We start from the raw sequence: 17,912 nt of genomic DNA, 5'->3' as shown, positions 1-17,912 counted from the left end.
CGATATAGAGAATCCATTGCCGAACGCGCCCGACACTAACAACTAGTCTTGACTCAACGAGGAGAACGAGGAGTAGGCGGCGGCGTTCCGGTTCGTATCCGGCAGGGTGCCCAGCTTGTTGACCTCGTTCGCCAGTCCTTCGAGAACCGCGCGCAACTGGACCTGTGTGACCTCCGCGAACGTGCGCAGATAGGCGATGCGGCGTTCCAGTTCCTCGGCTTCGACCGAATGGGCCGCCCCGCTGGAGCGATAGACGTTGACCGCCTGGCTGGCGGCCTCCTCCGCGCGCTGCTGCGCCTCCTGGAGCAACTGCTCGTACTGCTGACGCGCTTGGCCCACCAGCCGGCGGGCGTAGTCCTCCGCCTCGGCTATCTGGGCGTCGGCCGTCTGCTGAGCGCGGGACAGGAGGTTGACCGCGTCGACGTTGAGCCTGGCCTGCTGGGCGGCGCCCGGGTTGGTGGTGTCGGTGCCGTGGTCCTTGTACCAGTTCTTCAGGCGGTCGACCTCCGCGCGCAGGTCGGCCTTCTCCATGTCGCCGGCCGAAATCTCCTCGGCCATGCGGTACATGAAGGTGCGTACCTCATCCACGTTGTAGCCGCGGCTTCCGAGCTTGGCGCGTGAGAAGTCCTTGTTCCGCACCCGATCCGGTGTGAGTGGCTGGCGGGCGTTCGGCGGGCTCTGTGCCCAGGGCGTCTCTCCCATCACTGCTCCCTACCTACGGCACTGGTGAACTCGTCGAAGCGGATTTTCTGGTGCGGCACGCCGGCGTCCAGAAGCCGGGCGACCGAGCTCTGAACCATCTCTTCGGAGCCGCATACGAAGACGTCCTGACCGCGCCAGGCCTTCAACGCGACGTCCACCACGTAGCCGTTCTCACCGCTGTAGAAGCTGTCATGGGACACGACGGGCACCACGCTCAGCCAGGGGTTCTCGGCGTCCATCTTGGACAGGGCCTCGAGGTCGTACAACTCGCGAGATGTCCGCGCGCCCATGAAGAGCCGGACGTTGCAGCGCGCCCCTTCGTAGGCCACCTGCTCCACGAGTGCCTTGAGGGGAGCGAGGCCCGTGCCGCCGGCGATCAGGAGGAGTTCCCTGGGCTGGCTCGTGTCGAGCGTCAGCCGATCGCCCATCGGGGCGCCTACCCGCAGCATGTCGCCGCGTTGCGTGCCGTGCACCAGAGCCGTGCTGACCGCGCCCGCGTCGACCACGCGTACGTGCAGGTCGATGGTGTTGTCCCGGCGCGGCGCGTTGCCGAAGGAGTAGAACCGCCACATTCTCTGCCGCTGCGCGAGCGAGATCGACGCGGACTGCCCCGCGCGGAAGGGGTAGGGGTAGTTCAGGCGGGCCCGGATCACCGCGATGCCAGGGGCGCGGACCTCGTGCAGGATGATCTCGCCCTCCCACCAGGGCGGCGACGTGGCCGCTGATTCTTCGGCCGCCTCGATCATCACCTTCGAGACCAGGCCGTACGCCGCTGTCCAGTCGTGGGCCAGGGCGGGAGTCCAGCGATCGCCGAGGAAGTGCTGCAGGGTGGCGAGCAGCGCCTGCCCGACAGCGGGATAGTGCTGCGCGACCACGGAGAACTTGCGGTGGTCACGGCCGAGTTGCTGGAGAAACGGGACGACGTCTTCCACTTGGTCGACGTTGCTGACGACGCGTCCCAACGCGCTGACGAGCCGGTCGCGCTGAGTGGCCATGGACACCGGGAACAGGCCGCGCGTCTCGGGGTACATCAGGAAAAGGGCCGAGTAGAAGAACAGCGGCACCTGATCACCCGACCGGGCGACCACGTGCCAGCTGTCCTTTAAAGCTTGCGTGTCCACTTACTCGGCTGCCTCTGCGGACTGCTCCACGATGGACCCTCGCACCTGGCCCAGGACCGTGACGACGTGCTGCACGACCTCCTCATCGGCGCCGTACTCGTCCCGGAGCACCCCGACGAGCAGGCCGCCGACCTTCTCGTAGTGCTCGCCGGTGACGCCCATGCCCCGGTGCGCGTCGGCTAAGTCATGACCTTCGTACACCTCCGGGCCACCGAGGACGGAGCAGAGCAGCATGACCATGTGCCGCTTGAGCCGGGGCATGTCGATGCCGTCGAAATACGGCTTGAGGTCGGGCTCGTCCAGCACGAGCATGTAGAAGCGGTCGACCACGTCGCGGACGGTCGGAGCACCGCCGACCTTCTCATAGTGCGAAACCATAGGTATTACAAATCCTCCTAAATCGGACACACAGGAGTGCGCGTCACTTCCGGGGTAACTGTCTGTGTCGCAGGAAGTCAATTCCGTGGCCATGCGCCGTCGCGGCGCCCCATCCAGTTGGGCGGCCGTCAGTCGTTCGCCTGGGGGTCCCCCTCGATGGAGGTCACGTCCGTCTTGTCCGTACGCATGCTCGGGACACGGCATGGGTCGGCGGGTCCATCGAAAGCGGCGGCCGCGGGCGTCTCGTCCGCCCGCGCGGGCCACACGGGACTCTCCATCGCCGATGGATGAGCCGACCGGCGGAGAGCAGGCAGAAGCGGGCCGACGAGCACCGGCCGCGGGATGACGCCGTATCCCGGCGTTACCGTTGCCGCCACCTCAGCCATCGCCGCGGGCGGTCTGAGCGCCATTCATGCCCCCATAGAGCGGGTCCCCCGTGCAGGCCGTATACCTGTACTGGCCCTAGCCCCTTCAGGCTTCCGAGCACGCGATCATTTCCCAGGCACACTAGGGGCTGATCAAGGCGCTCGCAACTTGTCCAACACGGAAAGTGTTCCGTTTTAGACAATCGGTCCGCATGTAATGTCCGTTTTAGACAGCCTGTGCGCCTTAAATGCCTATCCGACCTGGCATGACCGATATCTCCGGCAGTCCCACCGCATCTTGGATCAGGCTGGTGCCAGGTGGCCGACCGGTCTGACCGTCCTTCCGCCTCGCGGTCAGCGGCTCTGGAGGGCGGCGATGAAGTCCGCCTGGAGGGAGTCCAGGCGGGCGCGGGCCTCGGCCGGGTCCATGGACAGGGGGGCGGCGTGGTCGACGCCCACCGCGCGTACCTGCTCCTCCATCTGCTCGCGGACGGACATCTGGGCCGCGCGTAGCGCCTCCACAATGGCCTCGGACAGCTCGTCGATGCCCATCGTCCGCAGCACGCGCGGGTCGAGCCGGAGGTCGCGAACCAGGCCGTCGGCCTCCACGGTCGCCTTGATCTTCCCGTCCGCCGCCGTGGCCTCACCGGTGACGTCACGGAGCCCGCGCATCGCCTCGCCCAGCTTCACCATGGCCTCGTCGGCCTGCCTGCTGATCTTTTCGAGTTCCTCGGGCGTGACGTCGAACATGGCGTCGAGTTGATCAAGGTCGTCTTAACCGGCCCCCAGCGAACGGTGGCATTCCGCCGAACATTGGGTGAACCCAGACGATCAAGGTCCGCCGAGTCGCAAAGATGACCTTGACGTACCACCTCAAGAGGAGCCGCATGTCTTCCCAGGAAGCAGCACGTTTCATCACCTCGAAAACGATCAACGCGATGAGCGAGCGCTACGGCGACGTCTGGGACGACTTCCTGCTCAGCAAGAAACGCGTCTGGCTCGAGGCCGACCTCGACGACGCCACCTTCGGTGTGACCCTGTCGAAGATCTTCAAGTCGGCGTACGACAAGGCGTACGAAGGCTGCGTCGACGCGCTGGACGACGGCCGCGAGGCGGCCGGGAACATGTCCGGCGCCCTGTCCACCTGCGCCCGCAACTGGCAGCGGGCCGAGCAGGCGAGCACGGTGACGTACCGATGATCGCGCCCATGGGAACCCTTGTCGCGATCCGGCGGCTCAGCGTCTTCGCGGGCGTGCCCCTGGTGGGACTCTCCTTGCTGGAGAACCTGAACATGGACGTGGACAAGATCGAGCAGGCCGCCAAGCTCTGGAGAAACGCGGCCAGAGCCCTCGACCGCCCGGTCGAGACGCTGGACGGGCTCCCCGCCGCGGCGCGGAAAGGCTGGATCGCCGGCGATCAGCACGAGTTCTCCCGGGTGACGGGCCACATGCACACCTCTACCGAGGAGCTGCGGGACGCGCTCGACAAAATGGGCGAGGTCCTGGAGACCACGGCCTTCGCGTTCCGGGTGTTCGGGAAGGCGATGGCGGGCTTGGGCGTCACGATCTCGGCCGCCTCCGTGTACGCGCTCACCATGATGCTGACGTCGCCCTACACCGCTCGCGTGTACCTGAGGTACCTGGCGAGTGCCGCGGACAAGGTGCTGACCGGGATGTGCGCCGCGCTCATCACCTACGTCATGGGACAGGCGACCGTTCTTGCCGTCGTCGCCGCCCAGGCCGCGGAAATGGACGGCATGGCGAAAACGCTCTTCGATCCAAGCGGCTTTTCGAGGGCGGAGCTGCGCGATGTGGACTTCTCCACTGCGAAGATCGATACCAAGAAGTTCCCCACCTTCACGAACTTGGAGTCCGACCAGAAGGTGCCTGATGACTTCTGGGTCGCCCCCAAGCCCAAGACGTCTTAGCCGGTTTCGCACGGGGCCGCCTTCGGTCACTTTGGACCTGCCCGTCTGATGAACGAGAGCGACCCAGAATCTGCGAACCTGATCGATGTCGGAATGAGCCCGCTGGTCAAAGCTGGATACGCCGACTACCTCGCCGAGAGAGACAGAGAGGGTAAGCGATGAGCCCTGGACGCCGTTGGCAGGACGTCAAAGCTGAAGCTCACCGGCTGTGCCCCCAGATGGTCGACCCACAGCGTCAGGCCGCCGCGAACGCGCACCTGGACGCATACGTCGCTGGTTACCGCCTCAAGGAACTGCGTAAGGTGGCAGCCGCCCAGGGCACCTCACAAGCGCGCGTTCACCAGATCGAGAACGGCGACCTGAATTGATGGAGCTGAGAGCCAACCGATCCTAAGCGGTCGCTCCGAGGCAATGGCACTCGGCCTGTGCGGTCCATGTCTTCCCGCAACGGGCGGATCCGTACTCTGAGGGGGGTGGGACCAGCCGGATAGCAGCCAGTTGGTCCCACACCTCTTGGGCGCCAACGCGGCTCAGATAGTCAGCCTGATAGCAGCAGGCCGACCTCTCTTCATCCCGCTTCGACACCTGCATAGTCGACGTCCTTGACCTCGAGATCGAGGTAGACCCACACCGTATGCCCGACCGCCGGGCTACCGATCTGAGAGAGCTTCACGGCGAGCTCCTTGACGATCACGAGCCCACGCCCGCCCGCGCTCAACCTCCACTCAGCCTGCTGACGCTCGAACCGCGGGATCCCTCCTCCCCCGAGGTCACATACCCCGAGGTAGGCGGGGCCGTCTTCCGGGAGACGGACCTCCACCCCGAACCAGCCTCCGGCGTGGCCGACCGGGTATGCAGCAAAGCGTTGGACGCGAGCTCGGACACGATGAGCGCAGCGTCGTATTCGCGTCCCGTTCCGACGAACAACGCCTCGACCATCCGCCGGGCCTGCACGACATGCTCGGTGTTCCCAAGGAACACGCACCGCCACGACATCCGGTCGGGCGTGCGCATCCATTCCTGCCGTTGCTGCGGTTTCGTTGTTCCGATCATTCGCTGTGTTCCTCCCGTCGTCGTTGGCTGTCGCGTCCGGATGGATGTGACGAACCCCTTTGGACACCCGACTTCACGTCAGGGATCAAGCCGTCCAGTACAGGCCGACGATGTCCGCCGACTCCATTGCCGTCGGGCGCCATCATCCGGACTCCATCAGTGCGGTACCTCAAGCCTTCTCTTTGAGTACTGATCTGATTACCGACAGCGAACACCTGCGAAATGGACCTTGTCAGGCTGAGACTGGAGGAGGTTGCAGGAGGACCCTTCAGTTACCGGCGCATAGGTGATCCCAAATGAGCGAAAATGGTGTCAGGCCTGGCTGGGCGGAGGACATCCGCGCGAAGCGACTCTGCCGATGCTGGACCCAGAACGAATTGGCGCGGCAGCTAGAGCTCGCCGCCGATTCCAGGACACGCGCCGCCCTGCCGAGCCGAAGCTCGATCATCCGGGAGGTCCGCTTTCATGAAGCAGGAACTCACCAGCCTGGCCCGGTGTACGCCGAGCTCTACCGTCGTGTATGGATGCGGAACCCAGAACCGACGGCCGAATCACCATCCGATCTGCCCAGTGACCCCATGGCCCTGGCTTGGACAGTAGGAAGGCTCAACCTGCGCGTGGACCGCCGAACCGTCTTGCAACTGGCCGCGACCGCCGCAGCCGGGGCGGCAATCGACCCAGCCCAACGTCTCATGCGCGCCCTGGCTGGAGACCACCGGCCGGACGATACGACGATCGCTCACCTCGAAGACCGAACACGAGGCTTCCACCGCCTCGAAGAGCATATTCCCGGTAAGTCCCTCTACCCGGCCTTGATCACCCACATGAACGAGGTAAGCGCTCTGTTGGAAAGCGGACTCCCGGATGACCACCGGCATCGATTGGCGGTGGTGGCCGGGGAGAGCGCCATCCTGGCTGCTTGGTTCGCCTGGGAGCAGGGGGACGAGCAAATGACGGCCTCTCATACCCGGCTGGCCAACCTCGCCGCGAGGCACACAAACGATGACTCCATCGCCGCCTGCATGGCGGGATACCGCTCGTACATGGTGGGCGGGAACGGCGTGCGGAGCACTCAGCTCATTCGGTGGGGGCTCGACCGGATCGGCGAAGGTGATCCCGCAACGCGGGCGTGGCTGCTGGCTCGCCAAGGCGAGGAGAAGGCGCTCCTCGGCGACCACCGCAGCGCGTTGTGCTCGATCCGTGAAGCGATGGATATCTATGCGGGCGCGGACATAGACGCCCGTCCGTGGACGTGCTTCCTCGACCCGGGGCGCTTTTCGTCAATGAGCCTGACCGTCTACTCGCGGCTCCGGCGTCAAGACGATTCCGTCACCGCCATGCACGAGATCGCGCTGCACCTCGGAGCGACGACCGAGATCAAAAAGTTGTGCGTCGTCAAGGCCGAGATGGCGCTCGCACAGTACCGCCTAGGAGATGTCACCGAGGCGGTCAACTCCGCACGGTCCGCACTCGACGCCACAACAGCGATGGGCTTCCCCCTCGGCTGGGACCGCCTCGACAACGTCGCCGCGGAGTTCAAGCCCTCCCGAACCCAAGTCGCCAAGGAATTCCGCACCGAGTACGCCGCTACTCGCCCTTCGCGGAAACAGCCGTCTCTTCTGTGATCCAGTTCAGGTAGTCCGCGAGGCCTCCCTCAATGGGGACGGCTACGATCTCCGGCGTCTCGTAGGAGTGGGCTTCCCTGACGACCACAATGAGGTCATCCAGCCGGTCAGCGATGGTCTTCATGAGGATCAAGTACTCCTCGTTCCGCTGGATCTTGCCCTTCCACCAGTAAGTGGAAAGGATCGGACCGCCGATCTGGGCGCCGGCCGCCACACGGCTCTCAACCGCCGCGTTGACGATGCGCTCGGCCTCTTCGCGGCTTTCGGCGGTCACGTGAACTTCGACATGGCGGGTCATGGCCCCGAGCGTACGTCCTTGAAACGATCACCTCCTCTAATCGGATCAGGCTGCTTCGCCTTCACTTCATACGATGTCGGCCGCTGGAGTCGGCGGGCGCCCGACCTGGCTGGAATTAGTCTTGGCTCAACGAGGGGAACGAGGAGTAGGCGGCGACGTTTCGGTTCGTGTCCGGCAGGGTGCCCAGCTTGTTGACCTCGTTCGCCAGTCCTTCGAGAACCGCGCGCAACTGCACCTGGGTGACCTCCGCGAAAGTACGCAAGTAGGCGATACGGCGTTCCAGTTTCTCGGCTTCGACCGAATGGGCCGCACCGCTGGAGCGACAGACGTTGACCGCCTGGCTGGCGGCCCCCTCCGCGCGCAATTGTGAAATCAAGCCTCTAGATGATCAATTCCAAAGGGGTGCCTGCGGAGGGTGTGGGGGTGGGCGGTCAGGCGTCGCGGTCGACTTCGGGGTGCGTGAACCGTACGGGCTTGCCCAGCGACCGGGCGTAGGCGATTTCGGCTCGGGTGCTGTCTCCGATGTAGTCGCCGACTACGAGCACCTCATCAGCGAGCTGGATCTTCGCCCGGTGCAGATCGTCGAGTCGAACCTTCAGCGCCTCGGCCTCGACAGGATCGGACCAAAGTTCGTGCGGCGACTTCATGTCACAGCCCGGTTTAACGACAATCTTTCCGGCTTTGGTCTCCCGCAGATCGGCCTCGTTCATCTCGGTCATGAAGCGGGTGGAGCCGCAGATCACGACGATACGCGGGAGGCTCAACAGCTTCTTCGCGTCGGCGAGCTTCTCCTCGGGGGTGAGCAGTTGCGGGTATGACACTGGTTCCTCCTGGTGGTGTGGTCCAAGGGATGCCTGGGGAGACGAGAACGAGGGTGTCCAAGATCGTTTTGTGACGAACGACGTGGACACCCTCGCGACAGCACTCTATGAGACGACCGACGACATGCTGAAGGAGCATCCCGACCTGGCGCCGTGGCGCCCGCCGGTCGGCATTACGCCCGCCTGAGCGATGCCGAACTGGTCACCCTCGCCACGATGCAGGCCATACTCGGCTACACCTCCGAGGCCAAATGGCTCCGCCATGCCCGTGCCCACCTGCGCCACCTCTTCTCCTACCTGCCCCAGCAGTCCGGCTACAACAAGCGGCTGCGCAAGGCCGCCGGTCTGATGCGAAGCGCCAATCGGAACCTGGCCACCACCACCTCGGCGTGGAGCGACGACGTATGGGCCGCGGACTCCACCCGGTGGAATGCGGCCGCTCCCGCGAGACCGTCAAACGCTCCGACCTGGCAGGTTGGGCCGAGTCCGGCTACTGCGCCAGCCACAGCCGCTTCTTCTGGGGCCTGCGCCTGCACCTGGTCTGCACCCTTCAGGGCCTGCCCATCGCCTTCGCCCTGACCGGGGCCAAGGCCAACGAACGCGAGACCCCCTTGACCTCCAGGCCGCCGAATGCGAGCTTCTGCGAGAGCGCCCCCGACAGACTCTCATCGGCGACAAGAACTACTTCGGCCGTGGTTTCGAACGCGAACTGTCCGAGCACGGAGTCCAGTTGCTGCGGCCTGCCCGTAAAGGTGAACGGGAACGGCCTGGCGCAGCCCTGTTCAAGCCGCTGCGACAGGTCATCGAATCGATCAACGAGACCTTCAAGGGACAGCTCGACCTCGAACGGCACCAAGGGCGCACACCCGGAGGTGTCATAGCCCGCGTCATGCAACGCATCCTCGCGCTGACCGCCGCGATCTGGCACAACGACGCCACCGGACAAACCGCCCTACGCTCACTGATCGCCTACGATCACTGACCCCTTGGAATAGATCATCTAGTGCGGGAACGTCTTCGGCGGGCGCGGCGTGACCTCGTCTCGGAACTCCTCGATGACGGAGACGACCTGGCGCATGAGCACGGTGTCCCGGAGCTGGTCCAGGTAGAGCGAGCGCCGGGCCAGCGCGTCGAGGTCCACGGCGAAGTAGATGGCCATGAGCGGGTTGACGAACAACTCACTGTCCTTCGTCCTGTCAGTAAAGCGCACGTCCCCGAACTCGCCGCGCACCGCCGCCGCGATCGAGCCGTTCACAATGCTCGGGTACGCTGGCAGTTCGGCCTGGGCGTGGGCTACCGCGTCGAGGTAGAGCGCGCCCGCCTTCGTGGACCTGGAGACGGAGAACGCGCCCAGGTAGGCGCCATCGCGTTCCAGGGCTGCCAGGTTCTCCAGGACCTGTACGTGGTTGACGCCGTGATAGGCGTCCACACCGAAGCCCAGGCAGGCCACGATCTTCTCAGGGACGTCGAGGGCGTGGACGGCGGCCAGGCTCGTCATGTCGTCGGCCGGGGTGCCCAGGCCGGCCTCGTCGCCGCGCATGAGGATGTCGGTGCCGCCGTCCACCAGGACGACCGCGTCCAGGTCGAGGTGCTCGGCGAGCTTGGCATACGCGGCGCGCAGCGGGCGGACGCCCACCTTGGGGAAGGCGTACACGGTCGACGGCTGGCCATGTGTGGCCAGCCAGCGGGCCAGGCAGCCCTCGGGAAAGTACCAGTCGCGGGCCTCGGTGTCCGGGTGTATCTCCGCGACATCCTCGAACAGCCAGACGTCGAGGTCGAGGGCGTCGAGGTGGCTGAACGACAGGTTCGCCAGATGCACCTCCTTGCCGGCCTCCCGAAGGGACAGGGCGAGGGGTAACCCGGCGTACACGTCGGAGCCCCCGCCCGCGCCGGCGACGAGGATCCGGCTGGAACGCTCAAGCCGGGCGGACAGCGGGGAACCGAACATGCATCACATCTTGCCGTAACACTTGATCAGCCAGACGAAGGCTCCGCCTCCGTAAACAAGCCTTAGCCGCCGCAGACGCGCACCTGAACGCATAACATCGCTGAATACCAGCTCAAGGAGCTGCGTAAGTCTCTGGACAAGAAACAGTCCGAGGTGGCAGCCGCCCAGGGCCTCTCAAAGCGCCGACACAGCAGCACATGTGAGGGGCCTCTTGCGGCCCAACGTGAACGAAGCCCCAACGGCCAAGACCTGGCGACAGCGCGAGGGCGCAGCCCTCGCCCTCGGGCAGAACGCCCGAGCGTAGCGAGGACCACGCCCTTGTGGGGGTGTGGGGGGCGCTGAGCCCCCCACTAAACACAGCCCGAGCCATTGGGGCGAAGCCCCCCAACGAGGACCTTGCCTGTAGCCCCAAAGAAAGAACAGCCCGAGCGTAGCGAGGCCCTTTGGCTACGCCTTGAGCCAGCTCATCATCGGACGCAGCTTGGCGCCGGTCTTCTCGATCGGGTTCTCGGCCAGCTCCTCGCGGAAACGCGTGAACTCCTTCTGGCCGCCGTCGAACTCCTCCACGAGCTGCCGAGCGAACGTGCCGTCCTGGATCTCGCCCAGGATGCGGCGCATCTCCGCGCGCGTCTCGTCCGTGATGACGCGCGGCCCACGCGTGTAGCCGCCGTACTCGGCCGTGTCGGAGACGGACCAGTACATCTTCGAGATGCCGCCCTCGTACATGAGGTCGACGATGAGCTTCATCTCGTGCAGGCACTCGAAGTAGGCGACCTCGGGCTGGTAACCGGCCTCGATGAGGGTCTCGAAACCAGCCTTGATCAGCTCCGAAACGCCGCCGCACAGCACGGCCTGCTCGCCGAAGAGGTCGGTCTCGGTCTCCTCGGTGAACGTGGTGCGCAGCGCGCCGGCGCGGGTGCCGCCGATGCCCTTGGCGTACGAGAGGGCGAGGTCGAGGGCCTTGCCCGAGGCGTCCTTCTCGACCGCGACGAGGACCGGCACGCCGCGCCCGGCCTCGAACTGCCGCCGCACCAGGTGGCCCGGGCCCTTGGGGGCGACCATGCAGACGTCGACGCCCTCGGGGGCCTCGATGAGGCCGTAGCGGATGTTCAGGCCGTGGCCGAAGAACAGGGCGTCGCCCTCGACGAGGTTCGGGGCGACGTGGTCGGCGTACAGGTGGCGCTGGATGTGGTCCGGCGCCAGGATCATCGTGAGGTTCGCCTCCTCGACCGCTTCCGAGGGCGTGAGGACGCGCAGGCCGTCGTTCTCGGCCTTCTCCCGGCTCTTGGAGCCCTCGGGGAGGCCGACGCGCACGTCGACACCCGAGTCACGCAGGGAGAGCGCGTGGGCGTGGCCCTGGCTGCCGTACCCCAGCACGGCCACGTGACGCCCCTGGATGATCGAGAGGTCGGCCTGGTCGTCGTAGTAAATCTCGGTCACTTGCATAAACCTTTCAGGCGGTACGGTCCAGTGCCCTGAGGGACCGGTCGGTGATGGAACGGGCGCCGCGGCCGATGGCCACCATGCCCGATTGGACGAGCTCCTTGATCCCGAACGGTTCGAGCACCTTGACGAAGGCCTCGAGCTTGTCGGGAGTGCCGGTGACCTCGATGGTCACGGCGTCGGCCGCCACGTCGATGCAGCGGGCGCGGAAGAGCTGGACGAGTTCCAGCACGTGCGAGCGGCTGTCGGCGTCGGCCTTGACCTTGATCAGCATGAGCTCGCGCTGCACGGACTGGCCCGGGTCGAGCTCGACGATCTTGAGCACGTTCACCAGCTTGTTGAGCTGCTTGGTGACCTGCTCCAGCGGCAGCTCCTCGACGCTGACCACGATGGTCATGCGCGAGACGTCGTCGTGCTCGGTCGGGCCCACGGCCAGCGAGTCGATGTTGAAGCCGCGCCTGCTGAACAGCGCGGACACACGCGCCAGTACGCCCGGCTTGTTCTCGACAAGCACAGAAAGCGTATGCCTACTCATCTTCGCTCTCCCACTTCGGCGCCATGTCCCGGGCGATCTTGATGCTGTCGTTGCTCGTGCCCGCCGCGACCATCGGCCAGACCATCGCGTCCTGGTGGACCACGAAGTCGACCACGACGGGCACGTCGTTGATCTCCATGGCCTTCTTGATGGTCGCGTCGACGTCTTCCGGCCGCTCGCAGCGCAGTCCGACACAACCATAGGCCTCCGCCAGTTTGACGAAGTCGGGGATCCGGCGTGTCGTCTGCAGGTCGGAGTTGGAGTAGCGCTGCTCGTAGAAGAGCGTCTGCCATTGGCGGATCATGCCGAGGTTACCGTTGTTGATGATGGCGATCTTGACCGGCACGCCCTCGACGGCGCAGGTGGCGAGCTCCTGGTTGGTCATCTGGAAGCAGCCGTCGCCGTCGATGGCCCACACGGTGCTGTCCGGCCGCCCCATCTTGGCGCCCATCGCGGCCGGCACGGCGAAGCCCATCGTGCCGAGGCCGCCGGAGTTGATGAACGTGCCGGGGTTCTCGTAGTCGATGAACTGCGAGGCCCACATCTGGTGCTGCCCCACGCCCGCCACGTAGTAGGTGTCGGGCCCGGCGATGGCGCTGAGCCGCTCCATGACGTATTGAGGGGCCAGCGACCCGTCCGCGAACTCCTCGTAGCCGAGCGGGTAGGTCTCCTTCATGCCGTTGAGCAGCTTCCACCAGTCGGCGTAGTCACCCTCCGGCCCGGCGGCCTCGATGACCGCGATCAGGTCGGTGATGACCTCTTTGCAGTCGCCCACGATCGGCACGTCGGCGTGCCGGTTCTTGGAGATCTCCGCCGGGTCGATGTCGGCGTGCACGACCTTCGCGTGGGGCGCGAACGTCGAGAGCTGGCCGGTCACCCGGTCGTCGAAGCGCACGCCCAGGCCGATGAGCAGGTCGGACTTCTGCAGCGCGCCGACGGCCGTGACGCTGCCGTGCATGCCCGGCATGCCCATGTGCTGGGGATGGCTGTCGGGGAAGGTGCCGCGCGCCATCAGCGTGGTGACGACCGGGATGTTGGTGAGCTCGGCCAGCCGGCGCAGCTCGGGCGCGGCGCCCGCCTTGTGCACGCCGCCGCCCACGTAGAGCACCGGGCGCTTGGCCTCGGCGATCAGCTTCGCGGCCTCGCGGATCTGCTTGGAGTGCGGCCTGGTCACCGGGCGGTAGCCGGGCAGCTGCATGGTCGGCGGCCAGCTGAACGTGGCGTCGGCCTGCAACGCGTCCTTGGAGATGTCGACCAGCACCGGACCGGGACGCCCCGTGGAGGCGATGTGGAAGGCCTCCACGATCGTGCGGGGGATGTCCTGCGGATCGGTGACCAGGAAGTTGTGCTTGGTGATCGGCATGGTGATGCCGGAGATGTCGGCTTCCTGGAAGGCGTCCGTGCCGATCGCCCCGCTGGCCACCTGGCCGGTGATCGCCACGATCGGCACCGAGTCCATGTAGGCGTCGGCGATGGGCGTGACCAGGTTGGTCGCGCCGGGGCCGCTGGTCGCCATGCAGACCCCGACCTTGCCGGTGGCCTGCGCGTATCCCTCGGCCGCGTGCCCCGCGCCCTGCTCGTGCCGTACGAGCACGTGCCGGACTTTGGTCGAGTCGTAGAGGGGATCGTAGGCGGGCAGGATGGCGCCGCCGGGGATCCCGAACACAGTGTCGACTCCCACGTGCTCCAACGCCCTGACCAGGGCCTGTGCACCTGTCATCCGTTCGGTCATCGGCTCGTTCCTTGCGTGGCTACACCTTAAGGACATAAAAAATGCCCCATCCACCGGAGGTGGGACTGGGGCGGCGCGCAGGCGGTAGTGCTTCGCTATCGGCCCGCGCGCCGGCGAAGTACTACGAGAATCTCACTGCGAAGCATGGCCACACCTTAGCCCCACCGGAGGGCCTGGTGTCAACTTCGTGGACACATGTCTCAAACAGTGAGACTCGTTCGCATCAGTGAGTCCACTCCGCGAGCCGCCATCGGCCGCGCGACCAGGAAGCCCTGACCCCTGGTGCAGCCCATTTCCCGCAGCAGTTCGAGCTGTTCGGGGCGTTCGATGCCCTCGGCCACCACGATGAGGCCCAGGTCATGGCCGAGCCGGACGATCGTGCGGGTGAGCAGGGTCAGCGTCTCGTCCCGGCCCAGCCCGGACACGAACGACGGATCGATCTTGATCATGTCGACCGGGAGCTGCCGGAGGAACGCCAGCGAGGCGTAGCCGGTGCCGAAGTCGTCGATGGCCAGCCGTACGCCCAGGGCGCGCAGCTCCGACAGCCGCTTGACCGTCTCCTCGGCGTCCTCGACGAGCATCTCCTCGATCACTTCGAGGGTGAGGGCGGAGGCGGGCAGCCCGCTCTCGGCGAGCGCCTCCTCGACCGTCTCGACGAAGCGCGGCGCGGTGATCTGGCGGGCCGACAGGTTGAGCGACAGCCCGATGTCCCAGGAGGAGGCCCGCCAGGCGGCCACCTCGCGGCACGCCTCGTGCAGGATCCACTCGCCCAGCGGCACGATCAGGCCCGTGTCCTCGGCCGGGCCGAGGAACTGGTCGGGTGGCACGAACTCCGAGCCGCGCCACCACCGCACCAGCGCCTCCACCGCGGTCACCCGGGAGGTGGCCAGGTCGACGACCGGCTGGTATTCGATGGCGAACTGGTGCTCGATCAGCGCCCGCTGCAGGTCGGCCGCCAGCTCCAGCCTGCGTACCACGTCGGTGTGCATCTGCGCGGCGAACACCTCCACCCGGCGCCCGCCCAGCTCCTTGGCCCTGGCCATGGCCACGTCGGCGTTGCGGATGAGGTCGCCGGAGGGCATGTCCTCCTCGGCGAAGGCCACGCCCACGCTCGCGGTGAGCGCCACGTCGCGGTCGGCCACCCGGAACGGCTCCTGCGAGACCGCTCTGACCAGCCGTTCGGCCAGGTCGACCGCTATCTGCGCCTCGCCGCCCGTCTCCAGGAGCACCGCGAACTCGTCGCCGCCCCACCGGGCGAGCGTGTCGTCGGGGCGTACGGCCCCGCGCAGCCGGCGCGCGGCCTGCCCGAGCAGGTAGTCACCGCTGGCGTGGCCGACGGAGTCGTTGACCGAGGTGAACCCGTCGAGGTCGAGGAAGATGACCGCGACGTTGCCGGACATCCGGCCGGACAGCACCTCGCGCGTGCGCTCCTCGAAGTAGGAACGGTTGGGCAGCCCGGTGACGCCGTCGTGGAAGGTCAGGTGGGCGACCTGGTTGCGCAGGGCCTCCTCGTCGCTCACGTCCCTGGTGGTCACCAGCAGCTGGTCCTCGCCGCCCACGTGGCGGGTGGCGACGGACTCGGTGGGCCGCCAGGTGCCGTCGGCCGCGCGTACGCGGCAGGCGATCAGACAGGCGCCGGAGGTGGCGCCCTCGTCGTCGAGGCCCATCGCGCGCAGCGCGGCCTGGATGCCGGGTACGTCCTCCGGGTGGATGTAGTCGAAGATCGTCCCGCCGACGAGCTGCTCGGGGCGGTAGCCGTACGTCACCTCGACCCCGGCGCCGATCTCGTACACCACGCCCTCGTAGTCGCAGATCAGCACCACGTCGCCGGTGCTCTCGGCCAGCTCCCTGAGCTGCCGGTCGCCGAGCGAGACCTGCCTGCGCAGCCGCATGTTGGCCGAGGCGAGCACGAACAACCGGATGACCAGGAGCAGGACCACCGAGGCGATGAGCACGACGACGCCGGTGACCGGGGTCTGCGCCTGCCCGCCCGCCAGGTGCACCAGCAGCGTGCAGGTCGCGACGGCGACCAGTGCCATCGGCACCATCGCGATCAGGTTGCCGAGGGTGCCGCGGTCCGGGCGGGCGTCCGGGTCGGCCGGGCGGCGCCCCCAGGGGACGGCGGCCAGGAGCAGGAACGCCACGGGCGCGATCATGATGCTCCACGTCGGCGGGACACCGCCGGTGAGGCGCGCGATCGCGGCGGCCACCCCGGCGACCGTGGTGGTGGCGAGCACGCCGATGCCCGCGAGGCCGAGCGGCCAGGCCGCGCTCCGGCTCGTGATGACGGAGGGGATCACGGCGCAGGCCACCAGCAGGGTGATCATCGGCGGCAGCATGGCGAAGGTGAACATCGCCGGGTCGCCGGCGTCGGCGTAGACCTGCCGCAGCAGCACCACCCAGGCGATCACGAAGAGCGAGGCGGCGCACAGGTAGGCGCCGGTGACGTGCCGCAGCACCACCGTGGCGGGCACCCTGCGCCGGGCCGCGATGAGCACCCCGCCCGCCGTGAGCACCCCGCCGAGCAGCACGAGCAGGTCCGCGAAACTCACCGCGACGCTCGAACTGTCGACGATCGGGCGGACACCGACCCCGGCGGCCCAGACGATGGCGCCGCTGCCCATCCAGCGGGCGCCCATCGCGGTCGAGCGGTGCTCGCCCAGCTTGATCGAGGCGACCAGGAGTGAGGCGGCGGCGAGCAGCGCCGCGAGCAGTCCGGCGATCGCGCCGGTGAGCAGAGCCGGGCCGCCCGCAAGGAGCGCAGCCGCGAACCCCGCCGCACCGAACGCCGCCGCGGCGGCCAGTGGTGCCCGTGGACCACGCCAGCGGATCACAGTCGTTAGCCCATCCCGTCTCGAACGCTGTCTCAGTGATCACCGAAGTCCGGTCGATCACATCGCCAGTGTGTGCGTTTGCGGGTGTGCAGGTGGTGACAACGGCGATGTCGTCACCGATCTGATAACCACACAGACCAATTGCCCCGAAGATTCACTTGACAGCGAGTCAGGAAGCCTCAGTTAGAGGCAACCGTACGCACCGAAGGTCACGGGCCAGCCACGTTCCGGAATCCTCTCAATATGCGTCGGTGATGATGTTGTTCAGCTGCTCACCGGACAGATAGCGGAGGAGCTGCGAGCGCATCAGCCGCAGCATGCGCCGCCCCGACGCGGGGGTGCTGCCGGCGACGTGCGGGGTGATCAGCAGGCCGGGCGCGCTCCACAGCGGGTGGCCCGCCGGCAGCGGTTCGGGCTCGGTCACGTCGAGCGCGGCGCGCAGCCTGCCGGTCTTCAGCTCAGAGACCAGGGCGTCGGTGTCGACGACACCGCCGCGCGCCGCGTTGACCAGTACCGCGCCGTCCTTCATGCGGGCCAGGAACCCGGCGTCGGACATCCCGGCCGTCTCCGGCGTGGCGGGCACGAGCAGCACCACGACGTCGGCGTCCGGCAGCAGCGCGGGCAGTTCGTCGAAGGGGTGCACGCCGTCACGCGCGCTCCTGGCCACCCGGACGATCTCGACCTCGAAGCCGTCGAGCCGCCGCTCCAGTGCCGCGCCGATGGAGCCGTAGCCGACGATCAGCACCTTGGAGTCGGCCAGCACGTCCGTGTGGTGGTAGGTCCACTCCCCCTGCCGCTGCGCGTCGACGAAGCCCGGGAACTCCCGCAGCACCGCGATCATCGCGCCGACCGCCCACTCGGCGGTGCCGGCGTCGTGCACGCCGCGCGCGTTGCACAGCACCGCGCCTTCGGGCATGTGCGGCCGGTACGGTTCCACGCCCGCGGTGACGGTCTGTACGAGGCGCAGCGAGGTCATAGCGGCCAGCAGGCCCGGCACATCCGCCACCGTGACCAGCGGCGGGATCCACACCTCCACCTCGCCTATGCCATCAGGAATTGGCCCCGTACCGTCATAAACGTCGCATTCCACCCCGGGCAGATCGGTCAGAACATCGGCAACAGCACCAGAA

19 protein-coding genes and 1 pseudogene are annotated in these 17,912 nt (G+C 66.9%); 5 read left to right on the top strand and 15 right to left on the bottom strand.

Features of this window, described 5'->3' with window-relative positions; all coding sequences use genetic code 11:
* Positions 1-42: 42 nt before the first annotated feature.
* The 5 genes from KME78_RS24725 to KME78_RS24705 all read right to left on the bottom strand — a co-directional run bounded on the left by KME78_RS24725 (position 43) and on the right by KME78_RS24705 (position 3,316).
* Positions 43-702, bottom strand: a complete 660-nt coding sequence (locus KME78_RS24725; protein ID WP_219531587.1) for a DivIVA domain-containing protein — start codon at positions 700-702, stop codon at positions 43-45.
* Entirely contained in the window at positions 702-1,790 is a 1,089-nt protein-coding gene (locus tag KME78_RS67275; RefSeq protein ID WP_219531585.1) for a globin domain-containing protein, read from the bottom strand. The genes KME78_RS24725 and KME78_RS67275 overlap by 1 nt, the downstream gene beginning before the upstream one ends.
* Before the next feature lie 33 nt (positions 1,791-1,823).
* Positions 1,824-2,201 (bottom strand): group I truncated hemoglobin, encoded by a 378-nt coding sequence (locus KME78_RS24715; protein WP_219531584.1) that lies wholly within the window; start codon positions 2,199-2,201, stop codon positions 1,824-1,826.
* A 128-nt stretch (positions 2,202-2,329) separates the two neighbouring features.
* Positions 2,330-2,479 (bottom strand): hypothetical protein, encoded by a 150-nt coding sequence (locus tag KME78_RS24710; protein WP_219531582.1) that lies wholly within the window; start codon positions 2,477-2,479, stop codon positions 2,330-2,332.
* Between the two features lie 441 nt (positions 2,480-2,920).
* Complete coding sequence (locus tag KME78_RS24705) at positions 2,921-3,316, bottom strand: YbaB/EbfC family nucleoid-associated protein (protein ID WP_219531580.1); 396 nt, start codon at positions 3,314-3,316, stop codon at positions 2,921-2,923.
* A gap of 188 nt (positions 3,317-3,504) precedes the next feature.
* Between KME78_RS24705 and KME78_RS24700 the strand changes: the two genes are divergently transcribed.
* The 3 genes from KME78_RS24700 (at position 3,505) to KME78_RS24690 (ending at position 4,861) form a co-directional block, all read left to right on the top strand.
* Positions 3,505-3,765: a hypothetical protein gene (locus tag KME78_RS24700; protein ID WP_219531578.1), complete on the top strand. Its 261-nt coding sequence runs from the start codon at positions 3,505-3,507 to the stop codon at positions 3,763-3,765.
* Positions 3,766-3,773: 8 nt separating this feature from the next.
* The gene (locus tag KME78_RS24695) at positions 3,774-4,493 is read left to right on the top strand and encodes a WXG100 family type VII secretion target (protein WP_219531577.1); all 720 of its coding nucleotides are present in this window, start codon (positions 3,774-3,776) and stop codon (positions 4,491-4,493) included.
* 158 nt (positions 4,494-4,651) lie between these two features.
* On the top strand, positions 4,652-4,861 hold the full coding sequence (locus KME78_RS24690; protein WP_219531575.1) for a hypothetical protein: 210 nt from the start codon (positions 4,652-4,654) through the stop codon (positions 4,859-4,861).
* A gap of 200 nt (positions 4,862-5,061) precedes the next feature.
* On the opposite strand, the gene KME78_RS24685 is transcribed toward KME78_RS24690, so the two are convergent.
* Positions 5,062-5,313, bottom strand: a complete 252-nt coding sequence (locus tag KME78_RS24685) for a hypothetical protein (protein ID WP_219531573.1) — start codon at positions 5,311-5,313, stop codon at positions 5,062-5,064.
* A gap of 529 nt (positions 5,314-5,842) precedes the next feature.
* Here KME78_RS24685 and KME78_RS24680 point away from each other — a divergent pair.
* Positions 5,843-7,171 carry an NsdA family TPR-like regulatory protein gene (locus KME78_RS24680; RefSeq protein WP_219531571.1) on the top strand — a complete coding sequence of 443 codons (1,329 nt, stop codon included), beginning with the start codon at positions 5,843-5,845 and terminating at the stop codon, positions 7,169-7,171.
* On the opposite strand, the gene cutA is transcribed toward KME78_RS24680, so the two are convergent.
* The 3 genes from cutA to KME78_RS24665 all read right to left on the bottom strand — a co-directional run bounded on the left by cutA (position 7,134) and on the right by KME78_RS24665 (position 8,290).
* The gene (cutA, locus tag KME78_RS24675; protein ID WP_219531569.1) at positions 7,134-7,469 is read right to left on the bottom strand and encodes a divalent-cation tolerance protein CutA; all 336 of its coding nucleotides are present in this window, start codon (positions 7,467-7,469) and stop codon (positions 7,134-7,136) included. The genes KME78_RS24680 and cutA overlap by 38 nt on opposite strands.
* Positions 7,470-7,584: 115 nt before the next feature.
* Entirely contained in the window at positions 7,585-7,845 is a 261-nt protein-coding gene (locus tag KME78_RS24670) for a hypothetical protein (RefSeq protein ID WP_219531567.1), read from the bottom strand.
* A 55-nt stretch (positions 7,846-7,900) separates the two neighbouring features.
* Positions 7,901-8,290, bottom strand: coding sequence for a hypothetical protein (locus tag KME78_RS24665; protein WP_308127121.1), 390 nt, complete (start codon positions 8,288-8,290; stop codon positions 7,901-7,903).
* A gap of 70 nt (positions 8,291-8,360) precedes the next feature.
* On the opposite strand from KME78_RS24665, the pseudogene KME78_RS68455 reads away from it, so the two are divergent.
* A pseudogene (locus KME78_RS68455) lies at positions 8,361-9,272 on the top strand (IS982 family transposase).
* Between the two features lie 18 nt (positions 9,273-9,290).
* Here the strand turns inward: KME78_RS68455 and KME78_RS24655 are convergent.
* The 6 genes from KME78_RS24655 to KME78_RS24630 all read right to left on the bottom strand — a co-directional run bounded on the left by KME78_RS24655 (position 9,291) and on the right by KME78_RS24630 (position 17,818).
* Entirely contained in the window at positions 9,291-10,238 is a 948-nt protein-coding gene (locus KME78_RS24655; protein ID WP_219531565.1) for a DUF1152 domain-containing protein, read from the bottom strand.
* A gap of 447 nt (positions 10,239-10,685) precedes the next feature.
* The gene (ilvC, locus tag KME78_RS24650; RefSeq protein WP_308127122.1) at positions 10,686-11,669 is read right to left on the bottom strand and encodes a ketol-acid reductoisomerase; all 984 of its coding nucleotides are present in this window, start codon (positions 11,667-11,669) and stop codon (positions 10,686-10,688) included.
* 22 nt (positions 11,670-11,691) lie between these two features.
* A complete protein-coding gene (ilvN, locus tag KME78_RS24645; protein ID WP_219531561.1) occupies positions 11,692-12,216 on the bottom strand; it encodes an acetolactate synthase small subunit in 525 nt (174 codons plus the stop codon).
* A complete protein-coding gene (locus KME78_RS24640; RefSeq protein WP_246651771.1) occupies positions 12,209-13,948 on the bottom strand; it encodes an acetolactate synthase large subunit in 1,740 nt (579 codons plus the stop codon). The genes ilvN and KME78_RS24640 overlap by 8 nt, the downstream gene beginning before the upstream one ends.
* Positions 13,949-14,148: 200 nt before the next feature.
* A complete protein-coding gene (locus KME78_RS24635) occupies positions 14,149-16,782 on the bottom strand; it encodes a putative bifunctional diguanylate cyclase/phosphodiesterase (RefSeq protein WP_308127120.1) in 2,634 nt (877 codons plus the stop codon).
* Between the two features lie 238 nt (positions 16,783-17,020).
* Entirely contained in the window at positions 17,021-17,818 is a 798-nt protein-coding gene (locus tag KME78_RS24630; RefSeq protein ID WP_308127119.1) for a 2-hydroxyacid dehydrogenase, read from the bottom strand.
* Positions 17,819-17,912 lie beyond the last annotated feature (94 nt).

This window comes from Nonomuraea guangzhouensis, from assembly GCF_019396345.1.
Classification (GTDB): domain Bacteria; phylum Actinomycetota; class Actinomycetes; order Streptosporangiales; family Streptosporangiaceae; genus Nonomuraea; species Nonomuraea guangzhouensis.
Note: the sequence above shows the minus strand (reverse complement) of the source record. Positions and strands in the feature narration are given on the sequence as shown.

Bases quoted from the DNA above. Each gene is read 5' to 3' on its own strand.
- KME78_RS24725 (WP_219531587.1), bottom strand. From the start codon at position 702: ATGGGAGAGACGCCCTGGGCACAGAGCCCGCCGAACGCCCGCCAGCCA.
- KME78_RS24715 (WP_219531584.1), bottom strand. From the start codon at position 2,201: ATGGTTTCGCACTATGAGAAGGTCGGCGGTGCTCCGACCGTCCGCGAC.
- KME78_RS24710 (WP_219531582.1), bottom strand. From the start codon at position 2,479: ATGGAGAGTCCCGTGTGGCCCGCGCGGGCGGACGAGACGCCCGCGGCC.
- KME78_RS24705 (WP_219531580.1), bottom strand. From the start codon at position 3,316: ATGTTCGACGTCACGCCCGAGGAACTCGAAAAGATCAGCAGGCAGGCC.
- KME78_RS24700 (WP_219531578.1), top strand. From the start codon at position 3,505: ATGAGCGAGCGCTACGGCGACGTCTGGGACGACTTCCTGCTCAGCAAG.
- KME78_RS24695 (WP_219531577.1), top strand. From the start codon at position 3,774: ATGGGAACCCTTGTCGCGATCCGGCGGCTCAGCGTCTTCGCGGGCGTG.
- KME78_RS24690 (WP_219531575.1), top strand. From the start codon at position 4,652: ATGAGCCCTGGACGCCGTTGGCAGGACGTCAAAGCTGAAGCTCACCGG.
- KME78_RS24680 (WP_219531571.1), top strand. From the start codon at position 5,843: ATGAGCGAAAATGGTGTCAGGCCTGGCTGGGCGGAGGACATCCGCGCG.
- cutA (WP_219531569.1), bottom strand. From the start codon at position 7,469: ATGACCCGCCATGTCGAAGTTCACGTGACCGCCGAAAGCCGCGAAGAG.
- KME78_RS24655 (WP_219531565.1), bottom strand. From the start codon at position 10,238: ATGTTCGGTTCCCCGCTGTCCGCCCGGCTTGAGCGTTCCAGCCGGATC.
- ilvN (WP_219531561.1), bottom strand. From the start codon at position 12,216: ATGAGTAGGCATACGCTTTCTGTGCTTGTCGAGAACAAGCCGGGCGTA.
- KME78_RS24640 (WP_246651771.1), bottom strand. From the start codon at position 13,948: ATGACCGAACGGATGACAGGTGCACAGGCCCTGGTCAGGGCGTTGGAG.